Source organism: Pseudomonas sp. NPDC090592, assembly GCF_044769185.1.
Lineage (GTDB): Bacteria > Pseudomonadota > Gammaproteobacteria > Pseudomonadales > Pseudomonadaceae > Aquipseudomonas.
The window spans coordinates 274,587-298,016 of sequence record NZ_JBIVXJ010000002.1 but is presented as its reverse complement, the minus strand read 5'-3'; the positions used below and the strand labels follow the sequence as shown (position 1 = coordinate 298,016).

22 protein-coding genes are annotated in these 23,430 nt (G+C 63.5%); 9 read left to right on the top strand and 13 right to left on the bottom strand.

Going from position 1 to position 23,430, the window contains the following annotated elements; translation table 11 throughout:
- Positions 1-130: 130 nt before the first annotated feature.
- The 5 genes from pdxH to dinG form a co-directional block, all read right to left on the bottom strand.
- Positions 131-778 (bottom strand): pyridoxamine 5'-phosphate oxidase, encoded by a 648-nt coding sequence (gene pdxH, locus ACIQUI_RS02885; protein ID WP_403194804.1) that lies wholly within the window; start codon positions 776-778, stop codon positions 131-133.
- An 18-nt stretch (positions 779-796) separates the two neighbouring features.
- The gene (locus ACIQUI_RS02880; protein ID WP_403194802.1) at positions 797-1,774 is read right to left on the bottom strand and encodes an OmpA family protein; all 978 of its coding nucleotides are present in this window, start codon (positions 1,772-1,774) and stop codon (positions 797-799) included.
- A gap of 99 nt (positions 1,775-1,873) precedes the next feature.
- Complete coding sequence (locus tag ACIQUI_RS02875; RefSeq protein ID WP_403194800.1) at positions 1,874-3,019, bottom strand: serine hydrolase domain-containing protein; 1,146 nt, start codon at positions 3,017-3,019, stop codon at positions 1,874-1,876.
- 109 nt (positions 3,020-3,128) lie between these two features.
- On the bottom strand, positions 3,129-5,363 hold the full coding sequence (locus tag ACIQUI_RS02870) for a beta-galactosidase (protein WP_403194798.1): 2,235 nt from the start codon (positions 5,361-5,363) through the stop codon (positions 3,129-3,131).
- A 79-nt stretch (positions 5,364-5,442) separates the two neighbouring features.
- Positions 5,443-7,587 (bottom strand): ATP-dependent DNA helicase DinG, encoded by a 2,145-nt coding sequence (gene dinG, locus ACIQUI_RS02865; RefSeq protein WP_403194796.1) that lies wholly within the window; start codon positions 7,585-7,587, stop codon positions 5,443-5,445.
- Between the two features lie 98 nt (positions 7,588-7,685).
- Here dinG and ACIQUI_RS02860 point away from each other — a divergent pair, with 98 nt between their 5' ends.
- The gene (locus tag ACIQUI_RS02860) at positions 7,686-8,150 is read left to right on the top strand and encodes a CopD family protein (protein WP_403194794.1); all 465 of its coding nucleotides are present in this window, start codon (positions 7,686-7,688) and stop codon (positions 8,148-8,150) included.
- Between the two features lie 291 nt (positions 8,151-8,441).
- On the opposite strand, the gene ACIQUI_RS02855 is transcribed toward ACIQUI_RS02860, so the two are convergent.
- The 4 genes from ACIQUI_RS02855 to ACIQUI_RS02840 form a co-directional block, all read right to left on the bottom strand.
- Positions 8,442-9,200 carry a collagen-like protein gene (locus ACIQUI_RS02855; RefSeq protein ID WP_403194792.1) on the bottom strand — a complete coding sequence of 253 codons (759 nt, stop codon included), beginning with the start codon at positions 9,198-9,200 and terminating at the stop codon, positions 8,442-8,444.
- The gene (locus ACIQUI_RS02850) at positions 9,193-9,468 is read right to left on the bottom strand and encodes a DUF1145 domain-containing protein (protein WP_012273852.1); all 276 of its coding nucleotides are present in this window, start codon (positions 9,466-9,468) and stop codon (positions 9,193-9,195) included. The genes ACIQUI_RS02855 and ACIQUI_RS02850 overlap by 8 nt, the downstream gene beginning before the upstream one ends.
- Before the next feature lie 99 nt (positions 9,469-9,567).
- Complete coding sequence (locus ACIQUI_RS02845) at positions 9,568-10,287, bottom strand: OmpA family protein (RefSeq protein WP_403194790.1); 720 nt, start codon at positions 10,285-10,287, stop codon at positions 9,568-9,570.
- A gap of 89 nt (positions 10,288-10,376) precedes the next feature.
- Positions 10,377-11,069, bottom strand: a complete 693-nt coding sequence (locus tag ACIQUI_RS02840; RefSeq protein ID WP_403194788.1) for an OmpA family protein — start codon at positions 11,067-11,069, stop codon at positions 10,377-10,379.
- Positions 11,070-11,228: 159 nt separating this feature from the next.
- Between ACIQUI_RS02840 and ACIQUI_RS02835 the strand changes: the two genes are divergently transcribed.
- Genes ACIQUI_RS02835 through ACIQUI_RS02820 form a run of 4 tightly spaced genes read left to right on the top strand, consistent with a single transcriptional unit; the run spans position 11,229 to position 12,880 of the window.
- Complete coding sequence (locus tag ACIQUI_RS02835; protein ID WP_403194787.1) at positions 11,229-11,723, top strand: DUF6231 family protein; 495 nt, start codon at positions 11,229-11,231, stop codon at positions 11,721-11,723.
- A gap of 2 nt (positions 11,724-11,725) precedes the next feature.
- Entirely contained in the window at positions 11,726-12,202 is a 477-nt protein-coding gene (locus ACIQUI_RS02830; protein WP_403194785.1) for a YchJ family protein, read from the top strand.
- A gap of 2 nt (positions 12,203-12,204) precedes the next feature.
- Positions 12,205-12,675 (top strand): LEA type 2 family protein, encoded by a 471-nt coding sequence (locus ACIQUI_RS02825; RefSeq protein WP_403194783.1) that lies wholly within the window; start codon positions 12,205-12,207, stop codon positions 12,673-12,675.
- 7 nt (positions 12,676-12,682) lie between these two features.
- A complete protein-coding gene (locus ACIQUI_RS02820; RefSeq protein WP_009684590.1) occupies positions 12,683-12,880 on the top strand; it encodes an SEC-C metal-binding domain-containing protein in 198 nt (65 codons plus the stop codon).
- Positions 12,881-12,909: 29 nt separating this feature from the next.
- On the opposite strand, the gene ACIQUI_RS02815 is transcribed toward ACIQUI_RS02820, so the two are convergent.
- From ACIQUI_RS02815 to ACIQUI_RS02800, 4 genes are read right to left on the bottom strand one after another with little or no spacing between them, the layout of a single operon-like run.
- Positions 12,910-13,812: a pyridoxal-phosphate dependent enzyme gene (locus ACIQUI_RS02815; RefSeq protein WP_403194781.1), complete on the bottom strand. Its 903-nt coding sequence runs from the start codon at positions 13,810-13,812 to the stop codon at positions 12,910-12,912.
- Positions 13,809-15,020 (bottom strand): MFS transporter, encoded by a 1,212-nt coding sequence (locus ACIQUI_RS02810; protein ID WP_403194779.1) that lies wholly within the window; start codon positions 15,018-15,020, stop codon positions 13,809-13,811. Before ACIQUI_RS02810 ends, ACIQUI_RS02815 begins: the two co-directional genes overlap by 4 nt.
- Positions 15,017-15,805, bottom strand: a complete 789-nt coding sequence (locus ACIQUI_RS02805) for an alanyl-tRNA editing protein (RefSeq protein WP_403194777.1) — start codon at positions 15,803-15,805, stop codon at positions 15,017-15,019. Before ACIQUI_RS02805 ends, ACIQUI_RS02810 begins: the two co-directional genes overlap by 4 nt.
- Positions 15,802-16,515, bottom strand: a complete 714-nt coding sequence (locus tag ACIQUI_RS02800; protein ID WP_403194775.1) for a serine O-acetyltransferase — start codon at positions 16,513-16,515, stop codon at positions 15,802-15,804. The genes ACIQUI_RS02805 and ACIQUI_RS02800 overlap by 4 nt, the downstream gene beginning before the upstream one ends.
- Positions 16,516-16,686: 171 nt before the next feature.
- Between ACIQUI_RS02800 and ACIQUI_RS02795 the strand changes: the two genes are divergently transcribed.
- The 4 genes from ACIQUI_RS02795 (at position 16,687) to ACIQUI_RS02780 (ending at position 23,422) form a co-directional block, all read left to right on the top strand.
- Positions 16,687-18,027 carry a PLP-dependent aminotransferase family protein gene (locus ACIQUI_RS02795; protein WP_403194773.1) on the top strand — a complete coding sequence of 447 codons (1,341 nt, stop codon included), beginning with the start codon at positions 16,687-16,689 and terminating at the stop codon, positions 18,025-18,027.
- A 103-nt stretch (positions 18,028-18,130) separates the two neighbouring features.
- Entirely contained in the window at positions 18,131-20,572 is a 2,442-nt protein-coding gene (locus tag ACIQUI_RS02790; protein ID WP_403194771.1) for a penicillin acylase family protein, read from the top strand.
- A 178-nt stretch (positions 20,573-20,750) separates the two neighbouring features.
- Positions 20,751-21,767: a ligase-associated DNA damage response exonuclease gene (locus tag ACIQUI_RS02785; protein WP_403194769.1), complete on the top strand. Its 1,017-nt coding sequence runs from the start codon at positions 20,751-20,753 to the stop codon at positions 21,765-21,767.
- Entirely contained in the window at positions 21,764-23,422 is a 1,659-nt protein-coding gene (locus tag ACIQUI_RS02780; protein ID WP_403194767.1) for an ATP-dependent DNA ligase, read from the top strand. The genes ACIQUI_RS02785 and ACIQUI_RS02780 overlap by 4 nt, the downstream gene beginning before the upstream one ends.
- The last annotated feature ends 8 nt before the right edge of the window (positions 23,423-23,430 follow it).

The following is a 23,430-nucleotide window of genomic DNA, read 5'->3' as shown; positions in this document are numbered from 1 at the left end:
CTTGGAGCGGCTCGGCTTCAAGGCCTTCCCTCGATGATCAGTCGAGAACTTTCGCCTTTTGAGAGGCGAAAGTCGAGATACAAGGAGCGGCCTTGTGTCGCGAAAGGGCCGCAAAGCGGCCCCGACAATCTCAGGGCGCCAGTCGCTCCCGCAGCCATTGCCCATCAACCAAACGGTAATTCAGCCGGTCATGCAGGCGGCTCGCCCGACCCTGCCAGAACTCGATACGCTCAGGCAACAAACGATACCCCCCCCAATGCTCAGGGCAATGCGGCTGGGTATCGGAGAAGCGTGCTTCGGTAGCCTTGACCAGGCCCTCCAGCTCTTCACGACCAGCAATCACCCGACTCTGCGGCGACGCCCAGGCCCCCAGGCGGCTACCCAGCGGGCGCACCTGGTAGTAGTCGTCCGACTCCTTGGCCGTTACCTTTTCCACACGCCCTTCGATGCGCACCTGGCGCTCCAGCGCCGGCCAGAAGAACGTCATGGCGGCGAAGGGGTTGGCCTGCAGTTGCTGGCCCTTGGCGCTGTCGTAGTTGGTGAAGAAGGTAAAGCCCTGCTCATCGAGCCCCTTCAGCAACAGTACGCGACAGTGGGGACGGCCTTGGCCATCGACAGTGGCCAAGGTCATGGCGTTGGCTTCTACCGGCGCCTGCTCGGTTGTCACCGCATCGGCAAACCATTGGTTGAACAGCGCAAACGGCTCCCCCGGGGCCTGGGCTTCAGCCAGGCCATCACGGGTGTAGTCGCGGCGCATATCGGCCAGGGATTGGGTCATTGCTGCGTTCCTTGACGATCAGTTGGTCTTCGCAGGGCTGTTGGCAGCTACTTTCTTGTCAGCGGTAGCTTTCTTGGCGGCGGGCTTGGCCGGCGCAGCTTTTTTCTTGGCCGCAGTCTTGGCTGGGGCCTTGGCTTTGGCTACCGGCTTTTTCACAGCAGCCTTGGCGGCCGGCTTGCTGTCGGTGGCCTTGGCCGCTGGCGCCTTGGCATCCTGCACCGCAACCATCGATGCCGGCACTGGCGCCGGGGCAGCCTGCTGGTACTTGGCCAGCAGTGCGACCATGGTGTTCTGCGGGGTCAGCAGCATTTCAACACGACGGTTCAAGGCACGACCTTCAGCACTGTCGTTGGCGGCACGCGGCATCACCGAGCCCATGCCCTTGAGGGTCAGGCGGTCACGCTGCAGGCCGCTAAGACGGAAAATTGCCGATACCGAAGCGGCACGCTCCAGGCTGAGTTTCTGATTGGCAGCAGCGACACCGCTGGTGTCGGCATGGCCGAGTACCAGTACGGCAGTCTTGGGGTCACCTTCGACCGCCTTGGCCACGCGGGTAATCGGGCCGAGGGTCATGGGCAGCAGCATGTTCGGACGATCGGGGTTGTACGAGCTGTCCACCGGCAGGGTTACCGCCAGCACATTGTCGCGACGCTCCAGCTCCAGCTTGCTGTCCTTGATCGCTTCGCGCAGCTTGGGTTCGTACTCGTCCAGCCAGGCCTGGGTAGCCTTCTGGTCGATCTTCGGCACGACCGGCCCTTTGGCTTGCTTGTCGTCGCCACCGAACGGCCACCACCAGCGGCTGGCACTTTCGGACTTGGCATCGGCTTTGGCCACGTTTTCAGTGACAGCTGCCTTCACTTCCTGCTCGGCAACCTTGTCCGAACCGAAAGGCCACCAGCTGGAGCCACCTTCCTTCGAACCGTCCGGGGAGTGGCTGGCGCAGCCCGTTACGGCGGTCAGGCACAGGGCGAGTGCTAAGGTTTTATGTGAAGACATCAGCGATACACCATGAAATTGAAAGAAATTTTGCCCACACACTTCAGGCGTTGGCATTGAGGATAGACAAAGGGGTGGGGCATTACCCGCATTACCCGATCAAAGGCAAGTGGCAAGAACGCGTACCAGTTTCTGTGCGCGTGGGTCCATGAGCACGTATGGGCCGAGCGTATTGACCACGAAACCGAAGGCCACATCGTGCTCAGGGTCGGCAAAACCCACCGAACCACCGGCACCAGGATGGCCAAACGCACGAGCACCGAGGCCAAAGGTGGCATTGGCCACGTCAGGCTGGTCGAGCATGCAGCCCAGGCCAAAACGGGTCTGGGTAAGCAAGGTACGGTCCTGACCGATGCTGTGCTCGCGGGTCAGTTCGTCGAGCAGTTCGGATTCCAGCAGGCTGCCTTCGAGCAAGCCGGCATAGAAGCCCGCCAGGCTGCGTGCATTGCCATGGCCATTGGCCGCTGGCTGCTGCATGCGCCGCCATTCGGGCTTGTTGGTGCTGGTCAGGATCGCCGGCGGGTTGGTGAAGGCACGGGTCGACAATGCCTCGGGTTCACGCATGGTCACTTGCAGCAAGCGCTGCGCTGCGGCGTCCCCGGGGTTACCTTTGCCACGGGCGATATGCGCCACGCGATAGAACTCTTCGTCTGCCAGGCCGACATGGAAGTCCAGCCCCAGCGGGCGCGCAGTACGCGCCACGATCGAGTCGCCAGGGCCACGGCCATCGGCGCGGCGGATCAGTTCGCCGATCAGCCAGCCGTAGGTAATGGCGGCATACCCGTGTTCGCTACCGGGTGTCCACCAGGGCGTTTCAGCCGCCAGGGCATCGACCATGGCCTGCCAGTCATACAGCGCTTCGGCTGGCAGCAGCTCACGGATGGCCGGCAAGCCGGCACGGTGGCTGAGCAATTGGCGCAAGGTGATCGACTGCTTGCCGGCCTGGGCGAACTCAGGCCAGTAATTGGCCACCGGGGCATCCAGGGCCAGCTTGCCCTCGCCTACCAGTTGCAGGGCGGTAACGGCGGTGAATGTCTTGGTACAGGAAAACAGGTTGGCGATAGTGTCGCTATGCCAGGCCTGCTGGCCATCCTTGTCAGCACTGCCGGCCCACAGGTCGACAACAGTTTCGCCACCGACCTGGATGCACAGCGCCGCGCCACGCTCCTGGGGATCATCGAACAGCGCAGCAAAGGCTTCGCGCACGGCTTCGAACTTCAGCTCATAGTGACCCTGGATCTGCACCCGCTGTACCCCGTACGACCATGTCCAAAAAAGGTGTGCATTGTTTCAGTAGTTGGGTGTTTTGCAAACTGGCTTGGGCCAAATGGTCGCGACGAACGGTAGCCTGTGCTCAGGGAGCCGGTTTTTCCAGCTGGGCGCGCAATTGCTCCATGGCCTGCAGGTTGCTCTTGCGCACGGCATCGACAAACCCCAGGTACGGCACATCGGTGATGGCTACCAGCCCGAGGTGCCCGTTCTCGCCGTCGAGCAGGCGGCCGCTGGCTGGCTGGTCGAGGTACTGGAACCAGTGCGCACCCACGATCATCGGCTGCGCCAGGGCTGCCTTGAGGAAGTTGCCGTAGGCCGGGCCACGGTCTTCTTCCCGCGCCAGCTCCAGTGGCCCCGGCCAGAACGGCCCGCGGTCACGCGAACCGAACTGGAACTCGGATACCAGCACCGGCTTGTCCAGCTCCGCAAGCCGGGCGAAGTCGTAGCCGTCCTGCGGCTTGAGGGTATAGAAGTTGAAGCTGAGCACATCGCAGAACTCGGCACAGGCCTTGACGGCCTCCGGCGTGCTGACCGCATAGCGGCCGCCGAGCAGCAGGTGATTGGGGGCATGCCACTTCAAGGAATCGGCAATGGTCTTGAAGTAGGTCTCGGCGAATACCTGTTGGAAGTGCTGGTAGTCACGCTCGATTTCCGGGTGCTCGGGGTTGGGCAACGGCGCCTCGAAGCCTGGGTCTTCCATCAGTTCCCAAGCGGTCAGTTCAATGCCCCAGGCCTTGGAAAGCCCTTGCTGGTTGCGGTACTTGTCGCGAAGCTGCTTGAGGAAGGCGCGCTTGGCTGGCACATCGGTGGTCAGGCGCAAGGTGCCGTAGGCCAGGCCATAACGGGCTTTGGGGTCATTGCCGGGTGCAGCCCAGGCCAGTTCGTTGTCGGCGAAGTAGCCGATCAGCCAAGGGTCGTCACGGTGATCACGTGCAGCGATCGCCACGGCGCGCTCGGTAGCCATGGCAAAACGCGGGTCGAACGGGTCGGGCATGCTGCCCCACCAGTCCATGCCGGTGCTGATGCTGGCGTAATCACCCACGATCGACAGCGGCAGGGTGTAGGGCATTCGCCTGGCCTGGCCCAGGGCGGGCTCGCTCCAGTTGCCGACCGTGTTGAAACCCCAGGCCTGCAAACGGTCGAGGGCATGTGCCTGCCAGCGCTCGGCATCGAGCACCAGTGGCGGGCAGTTGGCGGGCTGCCCTTCTACAGCGGGCGGGCAGGGTTTGCCGTAGGTACGCTGCAGGTTGGCGGCGTAGTAGTCGAACCAACGCCCTTGCTTGAAGTTGCGCCCTTGCGACGAGGCGTTGCCGTCGTCGTTGTTGCCTTCGCCATAGAATGCGGCCAGTGCATCACCTTCGCCCGGCAACGCCTTGAACATGCCCTCACGACCTGCGACGTATGTGCGCCCGCCGTCTGCGGCTACTGCGTTGACCCCCAGGGAATAGAACGGGTGCCCCTCTGGCGTTACCAGGTACCAGCGGCCGTCACGCTTTTCGGTGCGGAAGAAGCCCTTGGCCTCGAACGCAGGCCCGGCCAGCACCCCGCCATATCCGTCCAGGTGCTGCTTTGCGCGCTCAGCCAGCCAGCCCTTGAGCTGTTGTTGTTCGCGCGCATCGGCCGCCTTGAGCTGCTCGTCATTGGCAACCTTTTCGGGCCAGTTGGCGCGAGTGGACTGCCCATAGGCATCGATCAGTTCCTGGTATGCCGCCTTGTAGGCCTGGTCGTCATCCTGAATACCCACCCGCTCTATCAGCAGGTTCTGCGCCACCTTGGGGCTGGGGATGCTCAAGCTGACCGACGCCACCTGCGCGAGGTCTACCGCGCCAGCACTGCTGGTCAACAGCAGGCGTTGACCGCCATGGTTCCACGGCATGGGTGGACCGGCGCGCATGCCCTGGCTCAGCGGCGAGCTGGCCGTCAGGGGCACCATCACGGTTTGCGCAGGGCCGGCAGGCAGGTCGATACGGCTGGTCAATGTGCGGCCATCGCTGCCTTGCACCGTAACATCCACAGTAAGCGCCCAGTCCATGGCACTTTGCAGGCGCAAGGTGAGGAACTGCCCGGCAGACCAGTCCCACACCCCGCCTTGCGGGCTCAGGCGCAAGGTCGGCCGCTCGGCCGGGTTGAACACCACGCGCCGCAGCACCTCGCCCTCGGCCGTTTGCTCCGCGTTGTACTGCGGCATGCCGGCATCCTCGGTCGCCACATTGACCACCGAGGCCGGGCGTACGAAGCTGAACAGCGTCTGCTGCCCAGCCAGCAAGGGCGAGCTGAACAACAGGGCAAAAACGGCAGGCAGGGTGTGGCGGACCATAAGGCTGGGGCTCTCCTTCAGGCCCCTCATGGGCCAAGACTGAGTAATGGACAGTACGCCGGAGCAATCGCTCCGGCGGTCAGGAAATCTCCCGCCGGAATGGCGGCAGCGCGTTGAGAATAGCCTTGCCGTAGCGCTGGGTGACCAGACGACGATCAAGCAAGGTGATGACGCCGCGATCCTGCTCGGTACGCAGCAGGCGGCCGCAGGCCTGGATCAGCTTCAGCGAGGCGTCGGGCACGGCAATTTCCATGAACGGGTTGCCGCCACGTGCCTCGATCCACTCCGCCAACGCGGCCTCGACCGGGTCATCGGGAACGGCAAAGGGAATCTTGGCGATGACGACGTGCTCGCAGTACGCACCAGGCAAGTCGACACCCTCGGCAAAGCTGGCCAGGCCAAACAGTACGCTGTGCTGGCCATCGTCGACCCGCGCCTTGTGCTTGTTCAGGGTTTCCTGCTTGGACAGGTTGCCCTGGATCAGCACCAGCTTGCGCCAGTCACGGTCCAGCCCATCAAACACGTCCTGCATCTGCTTGCGCGAGGAAAACAGCACCAATGCGCCGCGGGCATCTTCGACAATGTTCGGCAGCTCGCGGATGATCGCCGCGGTGTGTGCCGCCGCATCGCGGGGGTCTGCCTTGAGGTCGGGAACCCGCAGCAGGCCGGCGTCACCGTGTACGAACGGGCTGGGCACCACGCAGGTGACCGCATCGCGCGGCAAGCCGGAGCGCATGCGGAAGCGGTCGAATTTACCCAGCGCGGTCAACGTCGCCGACGTCACCAGCGCACCGTGGGCAACGCTCCACAGGCTGCGGCGGAGCATTTCGGCGGCAAGAATGGGGCTGGCGTTGACTTCGATATCGAACATCGCACCACTCTCGGCCAGCGTCAGCCAGCGAGCCATGGGCGGGCTGTCTTCCGGGTCCTCGGCGGTAAAGGCCGTCCACAGTTCCCAGTTGCCCTGGGCACGCGTGACCAGGCTACCGAACAGCGGGTACCACTCCTCGGCCTGGTGGCTGGCGATGCCGATGCTGACCTCGCCATCCATGCCTTCCTTGAGCAGGTCGGCCAGGCGGGTGAACAGGTCGTTGAGGCGGGCAAAGCCCTTTTTCAGCTCGATGCCCACTTCGCGGATCTGTTCTGGCACCACGCCGCCCTCGAAACGGTAGCGCGGGCGTTCGCGGCCCTCGGTGTCCTCGCTGGGGCGGAAGTCCGCAACCTGCTCGCACAGGGTGAACATGAACTGCTGCTGGGTGCGTACCTCTCGCGCCAGCTCCGGCACCTGCTCGATGTACTTGCCCAGATCGCCGGGTAGCGGGTGCTGGGCCAGCAGCTTGGTCAGGTTCTTGGCCGTCTGCTCCAGCCAGTCGGACGTGGAGCGCAGGCGCGAATAGTGGGCGAAATGGCCAATGGCCTTGTCTGGCAGGTGGTGGCCTTCGTCGAATACGTACACGGTGTCGCGTGGGTCGGGCAACACCGCGCCGCCACCCAGGGCCAGGTCGGCCAGCACCATGTCGTGGTTGGTGACAATCACGTCGACCTTGCCCATGCCTTCACGGGCCTTGTAGAACACGCACTGCTGGAAGTTCGGGCAGTGGCGGCCGGTGCATTGGCCATGGTCGGTGGTCAGGCGTGCCCAGTCCTGGTCTTCGAGGGCTTCGGGCCAACTGTCACGGTCACCGTCCCAGCGGTTGCCGGCAAGCTTCTCGATCATGCTGTTGAACAGCTTCTGGCTGCGCTCGTCGACTTCGATGCGAAAGCCTTCTTCCTCGAACAACTGGGCCGTGGCCGACTGGGCGTGGCCCTCCTGCAACAGGATGTCGAGCTTGGACAGGCACAGATAGCGGCCACGGCCCTTGGCCAGGGCGAAGCTGAAGTTGAGCCCGCTGTTGCGCATCAGGTCGGGCAGGTCCTTGAAGACAATCTGCTCCTGCAGGGCCACGGTCGCAGTGGCGATGACAAGGCGCTTGCCGGCAGCCTTGGCCGCTGGAATGGCAGCCAGGCTGTAGGCCACCGTCTTGCCGGTACCGGTGCCTGCCTCGACCGCCACCACGGCAGGCTCGCCGGCACGGCGGCCTTCGTCGTCGCAGGCGATGTCGCCAAGCACCTTGGCCACTTCGGCGATCATCAGGCGCTGGCCATAGCGCGGCTTGAGGCTCTTGGCTTCTAGAAAACGCGAGTAGGCGCCCTGGATGGTGGCTTTGAGTTCGTTGCTGATCATGGTCTGCAGGTGCCCGGAGGGCTGGATATATTTTCAGTGTTTCGCATGGGGCGGCTATCATACCCCGCTATTGCCCTTTATGCCGCATGGAGATCCGGATGCTCGCCTTTGCCCTGCCCTACACACTGCATGTTCTGGCTGCCCTGGTATGGGTCGGCGGCATGTTCTTCGCCTGGCTGGTGCTGCGCCCGGCAACGGTTGCAGCCCTGGAAGGGCCTGCGCGGTTGCGCCTGTGGGTGGAAGTTTTCCGACGCTTCTTCGGCTGGGTCTGGCTGGCCGTGGCGATTTTGGCGATAAGTGGTATCGGCATGTTGCACATGCGCTTCAGTGGCTTCGAGACTGCGCCGAAGTACGTGCAAGTGATGATTGGTGGTGGTATCGCCATGTTTGCCTTGTTCATGCGCATTCAGGCGTTGCTGCTGCCAGAGTTGAAGGCGGCGGTGCAGGCCGAGGACTGGCCGACCGGTGCGGCAGTGCTGGGGCGAATCCGGCGGATGGTGGGCATCAACCTACTGCTGGGCCTGGCCGTGGTTGTGGTGGCCAGTTCGCGGCTGATGTTCTGACTGGCTCTACGCGTGATCGCCATGCCTTTGGCGGCGCTTGTGAGATCGAGCGCCGCCCGCGCGGCGCTTCGCGGCACAAGGCCGCTCCCACATTTGTTTTGGGCCAATCACTCCTGTGAGCCCCCCACTGCCCGCCCTGTTTGTTCCCTTCGACATTGGCAGCGCCGCTGCTCTTCATCAATCTCCAGCCATGCGACCTGGGGCGAGTGCGCAGGTGGCAGGAGTAACTGGCCCGGAACAAATGTGGGAGCGGCCTTGTGCCGCGAAGCGCCGCGCGGGCGGCGCTCGATCTCACAGGCGCTGCAGGATCAACTCACCGGTAGCCCCCGCCAAACCAGGCTGGCCGGGCTGCCCCGGCCGGCCATTGGCGCCAGCATCGGTGCGGTACACCAGGCACCCTTTGCTCGCCCCACCTTTACCTGCCTTGCCGGCCGCCCCGGCCTTGCCCGGTGCGCCGCCGTCCAGGCGCACCACGATGTGCTCCTGTGGGAAGCCCTGCGGCAGGCTCAGGCGAATGCGCCCGCCCGGTGCGCCATCGTGCCCGTTACCGCCGTCATCGCCATTGGCACCGCGGCTGGCCTGGCCCCAGGTACAGCCCCCAGCCTGGCCGTTGCCACCATCAAGCCCCACGTAACCCGGCGCGCCCGCGCCACCGCGTGCATCGATCGCCACCCGCTCGGCATCCAGTTCAGCCAGTTTCAGGTCCAGGCTGCGGCCTGAGCGCGCTGCCCGCTGATAACTACCCGCCGACCCGGTGGCACTGAATTCGCTACCCTCGCCCAACCTCGCGCTACGCGCCTCGATCAATAACGGGCTGTCGGAAGGGGCAATGGCGATACGCGCATCACGCCCCAGTTCCAGCTGGTCGACCGTCAATTGCGCAAGGGAGGCTGGCAGCAGCAGGGTAGCCGAATCGGCGACCCGCAGGTGCGTGAGGTGCACGCTGGCCGATTTGTCGGGCAGGCGCAGCATGGAATTGGCGGCGACCTCGAGGCTTTCGGCCTGGGCCAGGGGAGCGGCCAACATGGCCAGCAACATCAGATTACGCATTTCGCGGCGCCTCCTGCGCACGGGGAATGGACATGACATGAAAGATACCCGTCAACAGGATCTGCAAGCGGTCGAACCAGCGGTGGCTACGCCCACGCAGGCTGCCATTGAAGAACAGGACCTCGAGCAGGTGCAGGCCGAACAGGAAGATGCCAGCGGCATTGATCAGCAGATTGAAGGGCAAAGGTTGTGGCATCAACTGATTGAACAACACCACACCCCAGAAAGCGACTGTCAGGACCTTGCCCAGGCCCAGGATGAACTTCATACCCCGCCCCCATTAGATTGTTGTTATGTCGAGACGGCCCGTTCGAGCGGGCCGTGCGGCCAACATTAACTGCAATACCAAGGCAGGCGCCAGCACCGCTCAGTTCAGGTGCAGCTCCACCCGTCGGTTGCGCGCGCGCCCCTCTTCGCTTTCGTTGTCGGTGATCGGCTCGCTTTCCCCACGCCCTTGGCTGGTGACCTTGCCCGCCTCCAGCCCCTGGCTGATAAGGTATTCGGCCACGCTGCTGGCACGGCGCTCGGAAAGCGCCTGGTTGTAGCTGTCGGAGCCGACGCTGTCGGTATGCCCGATCACGGCAACCTTGGCTACTGTCGGTGAATTGAGCTTCGCCACCAGGCCTTGCAGGCGTTGCTGGGCAGCCGGCGTCAGGTCGGCCGAATCGAAGGCGAACATCACCGCGCCGTTGTCATCCAGGATGATCACTTCGGGCGACGGTTCGGGCACAGTGGCAGGCGGCGCTGTCGGGTATTCCTTCACCGGGCAGCCCATGTGGTCGACCGCCGTGTTGGCCGGGGTATCAGGGCAGTGATCGCGGCGGTCGAAGATACCGTCGCCATCTTCGTCACCATCCTGGGCGTAACAGATCAGCCCCCCGGTGACGGCGCCCAGGGCCCCGACACCTGCGGCCCAGGCAGAACTTTCGATAGCGCCCAGGCCGCCACCGACCAGGCCGCCAAGCAGGCTGCATACAGGCCAGGTCCTTTGGTTGAGGGGCGCGCTGCCATCACTGTGCGTGGCGCAGCCTGCGAGCAGGCTGGCTGCCACCAACAGCGGCAATACCGCCTTCGACGTCACACTCATGCTGAATGCTCCTGTGTCATTGGCCACAAACGGCTAACCGGCATGAACACGCGCCCGTGCCACTGCTCAAGGCACGGGCGCACGCCGTCTTACCGCTGGATCTTGATCTCGGTACGGCGGTTCATGGCACGCCCTTCGGCTGTAGCGTTGTCTGCCACCGGCTGGGTTTCACCAGCACCGACCACCGACACGAAGCTGCTGCGTGGTACGCCGCTCTCGACCAGGTAATCGGTCACCGAGTGGGCGCGGCGCTCGGACAGTTTCTGGTTGTAGCTGTCGGAGCCGACGCTGTCGGTATGGCCGCTGACGCTCAGGCGGGCGGATGGCGCTTCCTGCTTCAGGCGCGTGGCAATGGTATTGAGGCGCTCTTTGTCGCGGGCGGTCAGCTTCGCAGAGTCAAACTCGAAGTGCACATCACGGATGACGATGACTTCTTCCTTCTGCACCACCACTTCCTCGACCACGGCTACCGGCTCTGGCGGGCACCCGTTGGCATCTACCTGCACACCACGCGGCGTGCCCGGGCACTTGTCCCGGCTGTCCGGCACGCCATCGCCATCTTCGTCGCCATCGCCATGGGCCCAGCAGTAGCCAGCCGCAAGGCCACCGCCCAGCAACGCGCCCCAGCCAGCCCAGCTGGAACTTTCAATCGCGCCCAACGCGGCGCCGCCTACACCCCCGACGGCGGCACACTTCGGCCAGTCGGTTTTTTGCAAACCTGCACAACCAGTCAACACACTGGTGAGCAGTACCAGGGGTATCGCTGTGCGTACTATGCTCATTTCATTGCTTCTCCTAGGGGGAATCGGCATAAGACCGATCTCTGGGAGTAAAGACCGCGCATTCCAACCCTGCCAGCAATAAGCCACGACGTGGCCACATGCCTCTTTGCCCGCAGCCTGCGGACCGCTAGTCTTGGAGGACTTCAATGAGGACAGGCAATGACCGAAGGTTTCTCCCAACGTACCCCACAGCAAGCTTTGGCGGCCTTGCTGGAGCGCTTCACCCCGCAACGCCTGCTGCTGGTAGGCACACGCTTCCCGGCGCTGGACGGCTTCGCCCAGGCACACCCGCAGGTGACCATCGCCACGGCGGCACCGGGCCCGCTGCCCGCCGAACTGGCGGCCCAGCGTTTTGACCTGGCGGTACTGGTGGACTGCCTGGAGCATCTGCCCAAACGCACCGGGCTGGAACTGCTCGGCGGCATTCGCAACCTCAACGCCAGCCGGGTTGCGGTGCTGGCGGACCTGGCCGCCAGCGGTTGGCAGGACACCGACTTTTTCGCCCTTGCCATGTCGGCCAGCGAGAAATTCTGCCGTGACCAGCAGGTTTTGAGCCTGTTCACCTATGATCTACATGACTACAAGCAAGTCCCGGACTGGCTCAACGCCAGGTTCTGGGCCAACCCTGAAAACTTCGGCAAGTACTGGTGGTGATGATGAGTGTCTCGGTCTGCCCTTGTGGCAGTGGCAACCTGCTCGATGCCTGCTGCGGGCATTACCATGCCGGCACCCCGGCACCGGATGCCCAGACGCTGATGCGCTCACGCTACAGTGCCTACGTGCTTGGCCTGGTCGACTACCTGGTAGCCACCACCCTGCCCGCCCAGCAAGCCGAACTGGACCGTGCCGGCATGGCTGCCTGGAGCGCGCAGAGCACCTGGCTGGGCCTGGAGGTGGAAAGCGCAGAGGTACTGGGCGGCCAGCCGGAGCACGGCTTCGTAACCTTCACAGCGCGCTGGCACGACCAGGAGGGCGATCACCAACACCGTGAACGCTCTGCATTCGTACAGCATGGCGGGCGCTGGTACTTCATCGACCCGACGGTTGGCCTGAAGGCCGGGCGCAACGACCCCTGCCCCTGCGCCAGCGGGCAGAAGTTCAAGAAATGCTGCGCCAGCTACGTGGGTAGCTAGGCATGAGCGCCCGCCTGCTGTTGCTCGCGCCCTTGCTGGCGCTGCTGGCGGGCTGTGCCAGCTGGGGCGGTGACGAGTGGCGCGAACCCGAGGTGCACCTGGTCGAGGTCGAAACGGTCAAGGCCAGGTTGCTGGAGCAGGAGTTCGTGCTGCACCTGCGGGTCGACAACCCCAATGACAGCCGCCTGTTCATCCGCAACCTGTCGTATGCCATACGGCTCAACGACCTGCTGCTGGTACAGGATGAAGCCAGCGTATGGCGCAGCGTGGGCGGGCATGCCCGGCGCACCTTCAAGATCACCGCGCGAACCAACCTGTGGCAGCACCTCAAGCCACTGGCCAAGCTGCTCAGAAGCAGGCAACCGCTGCACTACACCCTGCAGGGCGAACTGGCGACCGGGTTGCTCATCCATCGAGACCTGCACTTATCGCGCAGTGGTGAGATAATCCCCGGCGATCACATCCCGGAGTAACCCTGCAATGTCCCAACAACCCCACGTTCATGGCCCTGACTGCAACCACGATCACGATCACCACCATGACCATGGCCATGTACACGGCCCGCACTGCAACCACGGCCACCAGGAGCCGGTACGCAACGCCCTGAAGGACGTTGGCCGTAACGACCCGTGCCCGTGCGGTAGCGAGAAAAAGTTCAAGAAGTGCCACGGCGCCTGATCTGACCGCCCCCTGCTGCGGGCTTTGCCCTAGGCGGCCTTGCGCCGGCTTGCCCCCAGCAGGTCCTGGTACCAGAGGCCGGCGTCGTAGGCGATGGTCACCACGGTGGTCGCGGCATAGCGCGGGTGCTGGGCCATACGCTGGGCAACGGCGAGGCAGGCAGCGGCGGTGTTACCGACGAAAATGCCACTTTGCATATAGAACCAGCGCTGTGCGGCCAGCATTTCTGCATGCTGCACTTGCGCCCGCTCATCCACCAGCGACCAGTCCATGAAGGGCGGGCATACGCCCACCGCCATGCCTTCGAAGCGATGATCGGCAAACACCCCTGCCCGTGAGTCACACCCGCTGGGGTCGACCAGCACCGTCGACACCTCAAAGCCATGATCTTTAAGCCCCAAGGTAATGCCGGTGAAACTGGCACCTGTACCTGCGCACCCCACAAACAGCACTTCCCGCCCTGCCCCGGCGTTGGTCAGTTGCACGGCCAGTTCGCTGGCTGTCTGGTAGCGGTGGGCCTCGATGGCCACCGGGTTGTTGAACTGATCGGTGTAGAAGTATGACTTGCCCAGCGCCGCCTGGTTATCCAGGTGATGCATCACTACATCCTTGGGTGTGGCGCCAGCGATCAGCATTTCCTTGCCAATCAGCCGGGCACCAAAACACTCAAGCAGATCCCGTTTGGTCTGGCTGAAACTCAGCCCAACCGCCAACTCCACGGCGACCTGATACTTGTGGCACGCCGCCAGCAAGCCAAAACCGAAACTGCCCCCGGTTTTTTCGATGACGGTTGTTACCCCGGGAATGATGTCGCCATTGCGCACGGCATGCTCGACGATACGCTGCGCTGCCCGGTATTTATGGCTCCCACCCGGGTTGTTCATCTCCAGCTTGGTATAGATGCGATCGCTGACGCTGATGAGCTCGCTCATTTGCGGCTACCTTCCATTGAAGTATGCAGGCTGGCCTTGTTCTGCAGCAGGCCGGCAGTGGCAACCAGCAGCCCGATGCAAAGGGCCATGCAGATGGCGTTGGTGCCGTCCCAGCCGACCGTGCTCAACAACAGCGACGGGCTGAACGCACCCAGGGTGGCGAAGATGGCAATGGCCAGGTCGTTCTTGCCCTGCATCTGCATCGCCGCCGGGCTGTTCTGCAGCGACTGGGCCAGCAAAGCGCCGCCGCCCACGTACGTCAGGTTCCACCCCAGCCCCAGGGCAATCAGGGCCAAGGTCATCATCGCGTAGCTGTGCGACCAGATATTCAGCGCCGAGCAGCCAACCAACAGGGCCAGCCCCGCGCAAATAGTGGTCTTGATGCCTAACCGCTGGATGATCGCACCGGTGAAGAACGACGGGGCGAACATGGCAATCACATGCCACTGGATGGCCAGGCGCACATCAGAAAAGTCCTCATGCATGTGTTTCATGTGCATCGACGCCTGGATCATCAGCAGGTTCATGATCCCATAGCCCAGCGCAGCAACGGCCATTGCCACGACCACGCTCGGGCTTGGCGGCTCGGTCCGCGCGCCAGTTGCCTTGGCGGCGCTGTTGACCGCGCGGGCCATGCCGGCATCGTCGGGCAGGCACAAGGCAATCAGCAGTGACAGCAGCGCCAGGCCGACGAAGGCTGCATAACACAGCGAAAACAGTGGGTAGCCCCCCACATCCCGCAGCCACTCGGTAAGCGTCGGCCCGACCACTGCGGCCAGAACGCCCCCTGCCACTACCAGCGAAAGGGCTTTGGGCTTGAGGGCCTGGGGCAGGTTGTCGGTGGCCGCAAAGCGGTTGAAGTTGGCAAAGGCGATATACACACCCAACGCCGAGTGGCTGAGTACCAAGGTTGCAAAGTGCTGATGCTCCACGGCCAGAAAGCCACTGACACCAGACAATGCCAAGGGAATTGCGCCCAGCATGAAGGCCTTCTTGCGGCCGATGCGGCTCATCAGCCGGGAAACCGGGTAGGTTGCCAGCATCAGGCTCAGAAACTGAAAACCGTAAGGTACCGTCGACCATGCAGCGTCTGGCGCCAGCGCCGCGCCGACGATGGCGGCCATGGTCACCGACATGACGGCAGTGGTCAGGTTGATCGACTGTGCGGTGAAGTACAGGTACGTGCGCCGCGGTAACGTGCTGTTCATAGTGCGTGCTCGTGGTAGGTGGACACGTCGACTTCGGCATCGGGGAATGCGCAGATCAGCCGTTCCTTGCCTTTGCCCAGGCGTTTGCGCCTGACGCTCAGGCGCCCGATGCGCCGAGGTGAATCGAGGTGCGTGCCACCACACGGAATTTCGATACCGTTGTAGGTCCACAGGCGCGCGTCTTCCAGGCCCTCGACCGCATAGTGCTCGATGGGCGCATCACAGCCGATCAGTTCATTGGCCCGCCGCTCTATTTCAACCACCTCGTCGGCTGTGAAGGCGTCCTCGACCAGGAAGTCGAAACGTGCCGAATCCTCCTTGATGTGGCAGCCGATGGTCCATTGCTTCAGTTCTTCACGCAGCCCGATGGCAGCGGCATACAGGAAGTGGCTGGCACTGTGGGACAACGTCAGCCGTTCGCGCCGTTCGATATCGATAGTGACCCGGGCAGGCATGCCGACAGTGACCTCATCCAGCAGGTGCAGGTCATCAGGGTGCACGCTATGAATAATGATCCCACCGAGTTTTCCGCCTTTGAAACCTTCAAGGCGAATAGGGCTGCCATACAGTTTTTTTACCCAGACGAAACGCACGGTGCCTATCGGTAATTCAATGGTGCCAATATCAGCTTCCTGACCGCCACCTTCCGGATAAGCCACGGTACTTTGCAATTCGATACCGTCACCATGCACCCGTGTTACTTGAGTATTCGCACCCGCCAGGTATTGGTCCTTGTAATACAGTTTTTCGGTATTGCGTAAAACTTCATAGTTCAGAGCGTTCATGATTCAAGTACCACCTGCAATGATGTTTTAACCTGTACCCGGGCAGCGGCTGGTACATCTTTGGTAATAATGCAACCCGGCCCGATAAATGCGCCGTCACCCACGTGGATAGCACCCAGCACACTGGCAAAAGCGCCGACTTGTACCCCGTTGCCCAGGGTCGGGTGCCTGCGGCTCGACGGGTTGCCACTGATACCCCGGGCGCCCAGCGTGACGCCGCCAAGCACGTAGCAATCGTCACCAATGGTCGACGTTTCGCCGATGACCGTGCCCATGCCGTGGTCGATGATGAAGCGCGCACCGATGCGGCTGCGGAAATGGATCTCCGCTCCCGAGAGCATCTTCCCGCGCCTGGAGATCATCGCCGCCAGGCATTGGCCACCGGCGCCGTAGGCCGCCGCAGTATTGTTGTAGATCCAGTGGGCAAGCCGATAATGCAAAACCGCAGAATACGAAGTGTAGGTTTTTGCAATAAATACCAGGTCGCGACCAGCCGCCGGATCCTTCAGGGCAAAAGCCTGCAAATCAGCATGGGCTTGTTCGGTGACGCACTGAATAACCGTGGTGTCTTTCAAGGCTTCGAATTCATCAACTGAACAACACTCCAATAGCGCCGATGTAACAAGGTTCCTTACAACCTTGAATGTTTCCAGTTCATCAGGCACAGGTAGCCTGGCAATGACGGCTGATTGCATATCCATAGAGTGCATGGGCTCGATATCCAGTTGTCTGGTTGCACAGACGCTAAAGGTGCTGCCTCTGCGGGCAGCCAAAACTTCCGACACAGGGATAGTGGCATGTACTGGCCATTTGCAAACGAACAGTCGACAAGCATTTCCGTTAACTGTTAGGCTTTTTTTTCTAACGGTTCGAGACCTGCCATGAACCCCAGCAGCCTTCATCACCAGTTGAAACAACGCCTGGATGCAGGGGAATGGCTGCCCGGGCAGCGCATGCCCTCCATCAGGAAACTGACCGCTGCGGTCGAATTCAGTTACCACGACGTGGTATCGGCCTATGCCCAGCTGGTCAGCGAAGGTGTATTGACGGCATCACCGGGCCGCGGCTACTTCGTCGCGACCCGGTCACGGCAAACAGGCGTGATCCACGAACCCGAGTGCATGGCAGGCGACCCACTGTTCAAATTGCTCCAGGGTGGCCAGCACTACACCAAGCTGGGCAGCGGCTGGCTCCCCCCTGCCTGGCGCGACACCGAGTTGCTGGCCAAGGCCATTCGCCGCACGGCGCGGCTGGAGCAGAGCTCGCTGGCCGAGTACGGCGACATCCAGGGCTACCTGCCCATGCGCAAACAGCTGTGCGTGCACATGAAGCGGCTGACCCGTGTCGATGTCCGGCCCAACCAGTTGCTGACCACGCTGGGCGCCACCCAAGGCCTGGACCTGGTCGCGCGGCTGCTGATAAAACCGGGCGATCACGTTTTCGTGGACGAGCCGGGCAACGGCAACCTGATCAAGCTCATCCAGCTGGCCGGCGGGCACGTGGTCGGCATTCGGCGTACCCAGGATGGGCCGGATGTAGAAGAAATGCGGCGCTACCTGGTGCACAACAAGGTCAGGGCGTTCTTCTGCAACAGCACGTTCCACAACCCGACCGGCAGCAACATCAGCCCGCACAACGCGTTCAGCGTGCTGCGCCTGGCGGTGGAGCATGAGTTCTTCGTGGTCGAAGATGACGTGTATGGCGACTTCAGCCCTGCCGTGCGCCAGACCTTCGCCGAGCTGGATAACCTGGACCGGGTGATCTATATCGGCAGCTTCTCGAAATGCCTGTCTGCCTCCTTGCGTGTGGGTTTCATCGCCTGCTCGCTAGACCTGATAGAACCGCTGACACGCCTGAAACTGCTGACCTGCGTTGCGGTACCGGCATTTTGCGAACGCTTCGTCAACACTATATTGTCGGATGGCACCTATGCCCGGCATATGAAAGATGTGCAGCAGCGCATGATCAGGCAGCAGGTGCAGACCCAACGGTTGCTGGTTGAGCGCGGCTGGCAGTTTGAAATCGCACCGCAAGGCGGCATGTTCCTCTGGGTCTATCACCCGGACCTGCCAGACCTGCAACCCTTGGTGCGCAAACTGGAACAACACAAGATCCTGCTGATGCCCGGCTCGGCGTTCGCCGTCACCCGTGACTACCGCCGCTATGCACGGATCAACTGCACGCATTTTTCCGACACGCTGGCAGACCACTTCAACGTTTGAGTCAAGGTCGGCAAATAAACCGCCCGCGGACCTTGCACGGCGCCTGCGCGCTTACTACCTTAGCGCCTTTCGAAACCCGCCACGCCCTGCAGGAGCCCTTGCCATGGCCGCCCCCGCCTTTCCTCCCTTCCGCCCGCGGTTTGCAACCGCTGCCACGCTGCTCGGCATGCTCGGGCTGGCCGGCTGCCAGACGGGCGGCTACCAGGACAGCGTGCCACCGACCAGCGGCGTGCAGCCGCTCAAGGGCCTGGCACAGAACGTCTCGGTGCGCCGCAACGCCATGGGCGCCCCGCTGATCGAAAGCAGCAGCTTCCATGACGCGCTGTTCAGCCTGGGCTACGTGCACGCAGGTGATCGCATCGAACAGATGGTCGCCATGCGCCTGCTTGCCCAGGGCCGTCTGGCGGAACTTGCCGGCAGCGACGCGCTGGACATCGACCGCCTGATGCGCGCCGCCAACCTCAAGCAGAGCGCCGCCCAGCAATATGCCGACGCATCGCCGCGGCTCAAGCGCTTCTTTGAAGTGTACGCACGCGGGGTCAATGCCTACCTGTTCCGCTACCGCGACAAGCTGCCTGCCGGCCTGGCCAACAGTGGCTATCGCCCGGAGTACTGGAAGCCTGAAGACTCGGCGCTGATCTTCAGCCTGTACGCGTTCAGCCAGTCGGTGAACCTGCAGGAAGAACTCAGCGCCCTGACCCTGGCGCAGAAGGCCGGCAGCGACAAACTGGCCTGGCTGCTGCCCGGCGCCCCGGACGAGCCGTTGGCCGAAGGCGAAGTGGACAAACTCAAAGGCCTCAACCTGGCCAGCCAGTTGCCGGGCTTGCCAGCACTGGCCGCTGCCAGCCAGAAGCTGGCCGACCTCGACCTGCTCGGCAGCCCGGGTTCGGCCAACCTGGCCCTGGGCCCGCAGCGCAGCCGCAGTGGCAAGAGCCTGCTGGCCAGCGACAGCCGCGCCGCGTGGGCCCTGAGCCCGGTACAGATCCATACCGGCAAGTACCAGGTCGCCGGCCTGTCGTTACCCGGCCTGCCGATTGTGCTGGCCGGCTACAACGGCAAGCTGGCGTGGAGCAGCAGCGCAGTGATGGCCGACAACCAGGACCTGTACCTGGAGCAACTGCGCCGCCAGGGCAGCCAGTTGAGCTACCTGGCCGATGGCAAATGGCTGCCGGCCCGCCCCCGGAGCGAAACCTTCTTCGTCCGTGGCCAGCGCCCGCTGCGCGAAGTGATGTACGACACCCGCCACGGCACCCTGTTGGCCCAGCCCGACAACGCCAGCCTGGGCCTGGCGCTGAACTTGCCGCAATACAAGGCTGACCGCAGCCTGGATGCATTGTTCGACCTGACCCGGGCCAAAAACGTGGAGCGCGCTTTCGACAGCACCCGTGAGGTGACTGCCGCCGCCCTCAACTTCGTGTTCGCCGAGCCTGAGCATATCGGCTGGCAGGTCAGCGGCCGTTACCCCAACCGCCGCGAAGGCCAGGGCCTGCTGCCCTCGCCGGGCTGGGACGGGCGCTACGACTGGGACGGCTATGCCGACCCGATGCTGCACCCTTACGACCAGGACCCACCTGCCGGCTGGATCGGCCACGCCAACCAGCGCAGCCTGCCACGCGGTTATGGCATGCAGCTTTCAAGCACCTGGTACTACCCTGAGCGTGCCGAGCGCCTGGCGCAGCTGGCCGGTAATGGCCGCCACGACAGCCGCAGCCTGATGGCGCTGCAAAACGACCAGGTGACCTTGCTGGCCGACAAGCTCAAGCAGATGTTCGACGCCCCTGGCATGGCCCAGCCTCTCAAGCAGGCGATTGATGCCCTGCCCGGTGCACAGCGCGACAAGGCCCGTGACGCACTGGCCCGGCTCAAGGCCTTCGACGGCCGCCTGAGCCCGGTGTCGGCAGATGCCGCGCTGTACGAGCTGTTCCTGCAAGAAGTTGCGCGGCAGACGTTCCTCGACGACCTCGGCCCGGAGTCCGGCCCAGCCTGGCAGGCCTTCGTCAGCAATGCCCGGTTGTCGTTCTCGGCGCAGGCCGATCACCTGCTGGGCCGCGACGACAGCCCGTTCTGGGATGACCGCAACACCCCGCAGAAAGAAGACAAACCCGCCATCCTCGCCCGCAGCCTGGCAGCTGCAGTAGATGCCGGCACCACGCAACTCGGCGCCGACCGCCGCGCCTGGCAGTGGGGCAAGCTGCACCAGTATCGCTGGCCGGCCCCGGCCTACCATGGCCTGGGCGACCCACTCAACCGTGCGCCGCTGGCCGCAGGTGGCGACTTCACTACCCTGGCCCTCACCCCCTACGCCTGGGGCAGCGACTTCGACACCCGCCTGCCGGCCTCGGCGCGCATGATCGTCGACTTCGGCCAGGCCGAGCCGTTGCAGGTGCTGACCAGCAGTGGCCAGTCCGGCAACCCGGCCAGCGCGCATTACAGTGACGGGCTGGATGCCTGGTTCAAAGGGCGCTTCATGAGCCTGCCGCTGCAGCAGCAGAACTTTGGCCGGGCGTATGGCAACCAGCGACTGACCTTGGTGCCCGGCAAGTAAACGGCATCGCCTGTTTTGGGGCTGCTTTGCAGCCCTTCGCGGGCACGCCCGCGAAACAGGCGACGCGGTGGCGCTGGCTTGCCGGCGACGGGGCGCGAAGCGGCCCCAAGCATTTCCAGTCGAACTTCCTTTCCCCTGCGTGGCTCCTAACTGGTAACTCCAAACCAGCGCCCATGCCATGGACCTCGTCATCGCACGCCCCGAAGGCCTGTACTGCCCGCCCGGTGATTTCTACATAGACCCGTGGCGGCCCGTGGACCGTGCCGTGATCACCCACGGCCATGGTGATCACGCACGGACCGGCAACGCCCACTACCTGACCGCCACCCCAGGCGCCGGTATCCTGCGCAGCCGCCTGGGCCAGGACATCAACTTGCAGACCTTGCCCTACGGCGAGCGCCTGCTGCACCACGGGGTGACCCTGAGCCTTCACCCGGCCGGGCATGTACTGGGCTCGGCGCAGGTCCGGCTTGAGTACCAGGGTGAAGTCTGGGTTGCGTCCGGTGACTACAAGGTTGAGCCCGATGGCACCTGTACCCCCTTCGAACCGGTGGCGTGCCACACCTTCATCACCGAATCGACCTTCGGCCTGCCGATCTACCGCTGGCCCAGCCAGGGCGAGATCTTTGCCGACATCAACGCGTGGTGGCGGGCCAACAGTGAACAGGGAAAGGCCAGCGTGTTGTTCTGCTATGCCTTCGGCAAGGCCCAGCGGATTCTGCATGGACTGGACGAAAGCATCGGCCCGATCCTTGTGCATGGCGCGGTCGAGCCGCTCAACCGGGTGTACCGAGACGCCGGCATACGTTTGCCGGAAACCCGCTATGCCGGCGATATCCCGCGCAATGACCCTCTCCTGCGCCAGGCCCTGGTCCTGGCGCCTCCCTCGGCCGGTGGCAGCAGCTGGATGCGCCGCTTCGGCGAGTACAGCGATGCCTTCGCCAGCGGCTGGATGCTGTTGCGCGGCACCCGCCGGCGGCGCGGCGTGGACCGGGGCTTCGTGCTCTCGGACCATGCCGACTGGCCCGGCCTGCTGTGGGCAATCGGCCAGACCGGCGCCGAGCGGGTGATGGTCACCCACGGTTCGGTCAACGTGCTGGTGCGTTACCTCGATGAACAAGGCCTCGATGCCCGCGCCTTCGTCACCGAGTACGGCAACGAGGACGACGTTGCCACCGCCGAACTCACGCCATGAAAGCCTTCGCCACGTTGTACCTGCGCCTGGACGCGACCACGTCCAGCAACGCCAAGCTCGAGGCACTGCGCGACTATTTCGCCAATGCCCCTGCCGAAGATGCGGCCTGGGCGGTGTACTTTCTGGCCGGCGGGCGCCCGCGCCAGCTGGTGCCTACTCGCCTCCTGCGGGAAATGGCCATGGCCATGGCCGGGCTGCCAGACTGGCTGTTCGAGGAAAGCTACCAAGCCGTAGGCGACCTGGCCGAAACCATTTCGCTGCTACTTCCCCAGAGCGCCAATGCTACTGAAGAGGGCTTGGCCTGCTGGGTGGAGCAATACCTGCTCCCCCTGCGTGGGTTACCGCCTGAACAGATCCAGCAGCGCCTTCCACCGCTGTGGGCCCGGCTGGACCGCCCAAGCCTGATGCTGTGCCTGAAACTGATCACGGGCAGTTTTCGCGTGGGTGTGTCCAAGCTGCTGGTCACCCGCGCCCTGGCGCAGTTGGCCGGGCTGGACACCAAGCGCGTGGCCCAACGGCTGGTTGGCTACACCGATATCAGCCACCGCCCCACGCCAGCCAGCTATCAGCGGCTGGTGGCTGCCGAGTCGGCTGAAGAACACCACCAGCGCGGTGGCCAGCCTTATCCGTTCTTCCTGGCTCACCCGCTGCAAGTACCAACCGAACAGTTCGACGCATTGCTGGGGCCGCCGAGTGCCTGGCAGATCGAATGGAAGTGGGACGGCATCCGCGCCCAGGTGGTCAAGCGTGAGGGCCAACTTTGGGTGTGGTCGCGTGGCGAAGAGCTGGTGACCGAGCGCTTCCCGGAACTGCACAGCCTGGCGCAAATGTTACCCGACGGCGTAGTGCTGGATGGTGAGATCCTGGTCTGGAAGCCAGGCGACAGCGCTGTTGACCTGGCCGTTCAGCCTTTTGCCTTGCTCCAGCAGCGCCTTGGCCGCAAGACACTCGGTAAAAAACTGCTGAACGACGCACCTGTGGTCTTGCAGGCCTACGACTTGCTGGAGTGGCAAGGCGAGGACTGGCGCAACCGGCCTCAGTACCAACGCCGTCGACAACTGGAACAACTGGTGGAGAACCACCCGCTTGCCCCGGTATTGCTGTCGCCCCTGCTTGCAGGCCCCGACTGGGCCGACCTTGCACGCCAACGCGAGCAATCACGCAGCCTGGGTGTCGAGGGCTTGATGCTCAAGCAACGCGAAGCCCTTTACGGCGTTGGGCGCACCAAGGACATGGGCATCTGGTGGAAGTGGAAGATCGACCCGTTCAGCGTCGATGCCGTGTTGGTCTATGCCCAGCGCGGTCATGGCAGACGGGCCAGCCTGTACAGCGACTATACCTTCGCGGTCTGGGACGCACCGGTCGGCACACCTGGGCGTGCACTGGTGCCTTTTGCCAAGGCCTACTCCGGGCTGACCGACGAAGAAATGCGCAAGGTGGACGCCATCATCCGCAAGACCACGGTGGAAACCTTCGGCCCGGTGCGCAGCGTGACACCGACGCTGGTGTTCGAGCTGGGCTTTGAAGGCATCGCATTGTCGAAACGCCACAAAAGCGGCATAGCCGTGCGTTTTCCGCGCATGCTGCGCTGGCGGCAGGATAAGCCTGTGGAAGAGGCGGATGACCTGGCCACGTTGCAGGCGTTGCTGGCCTGAGAAAAGCT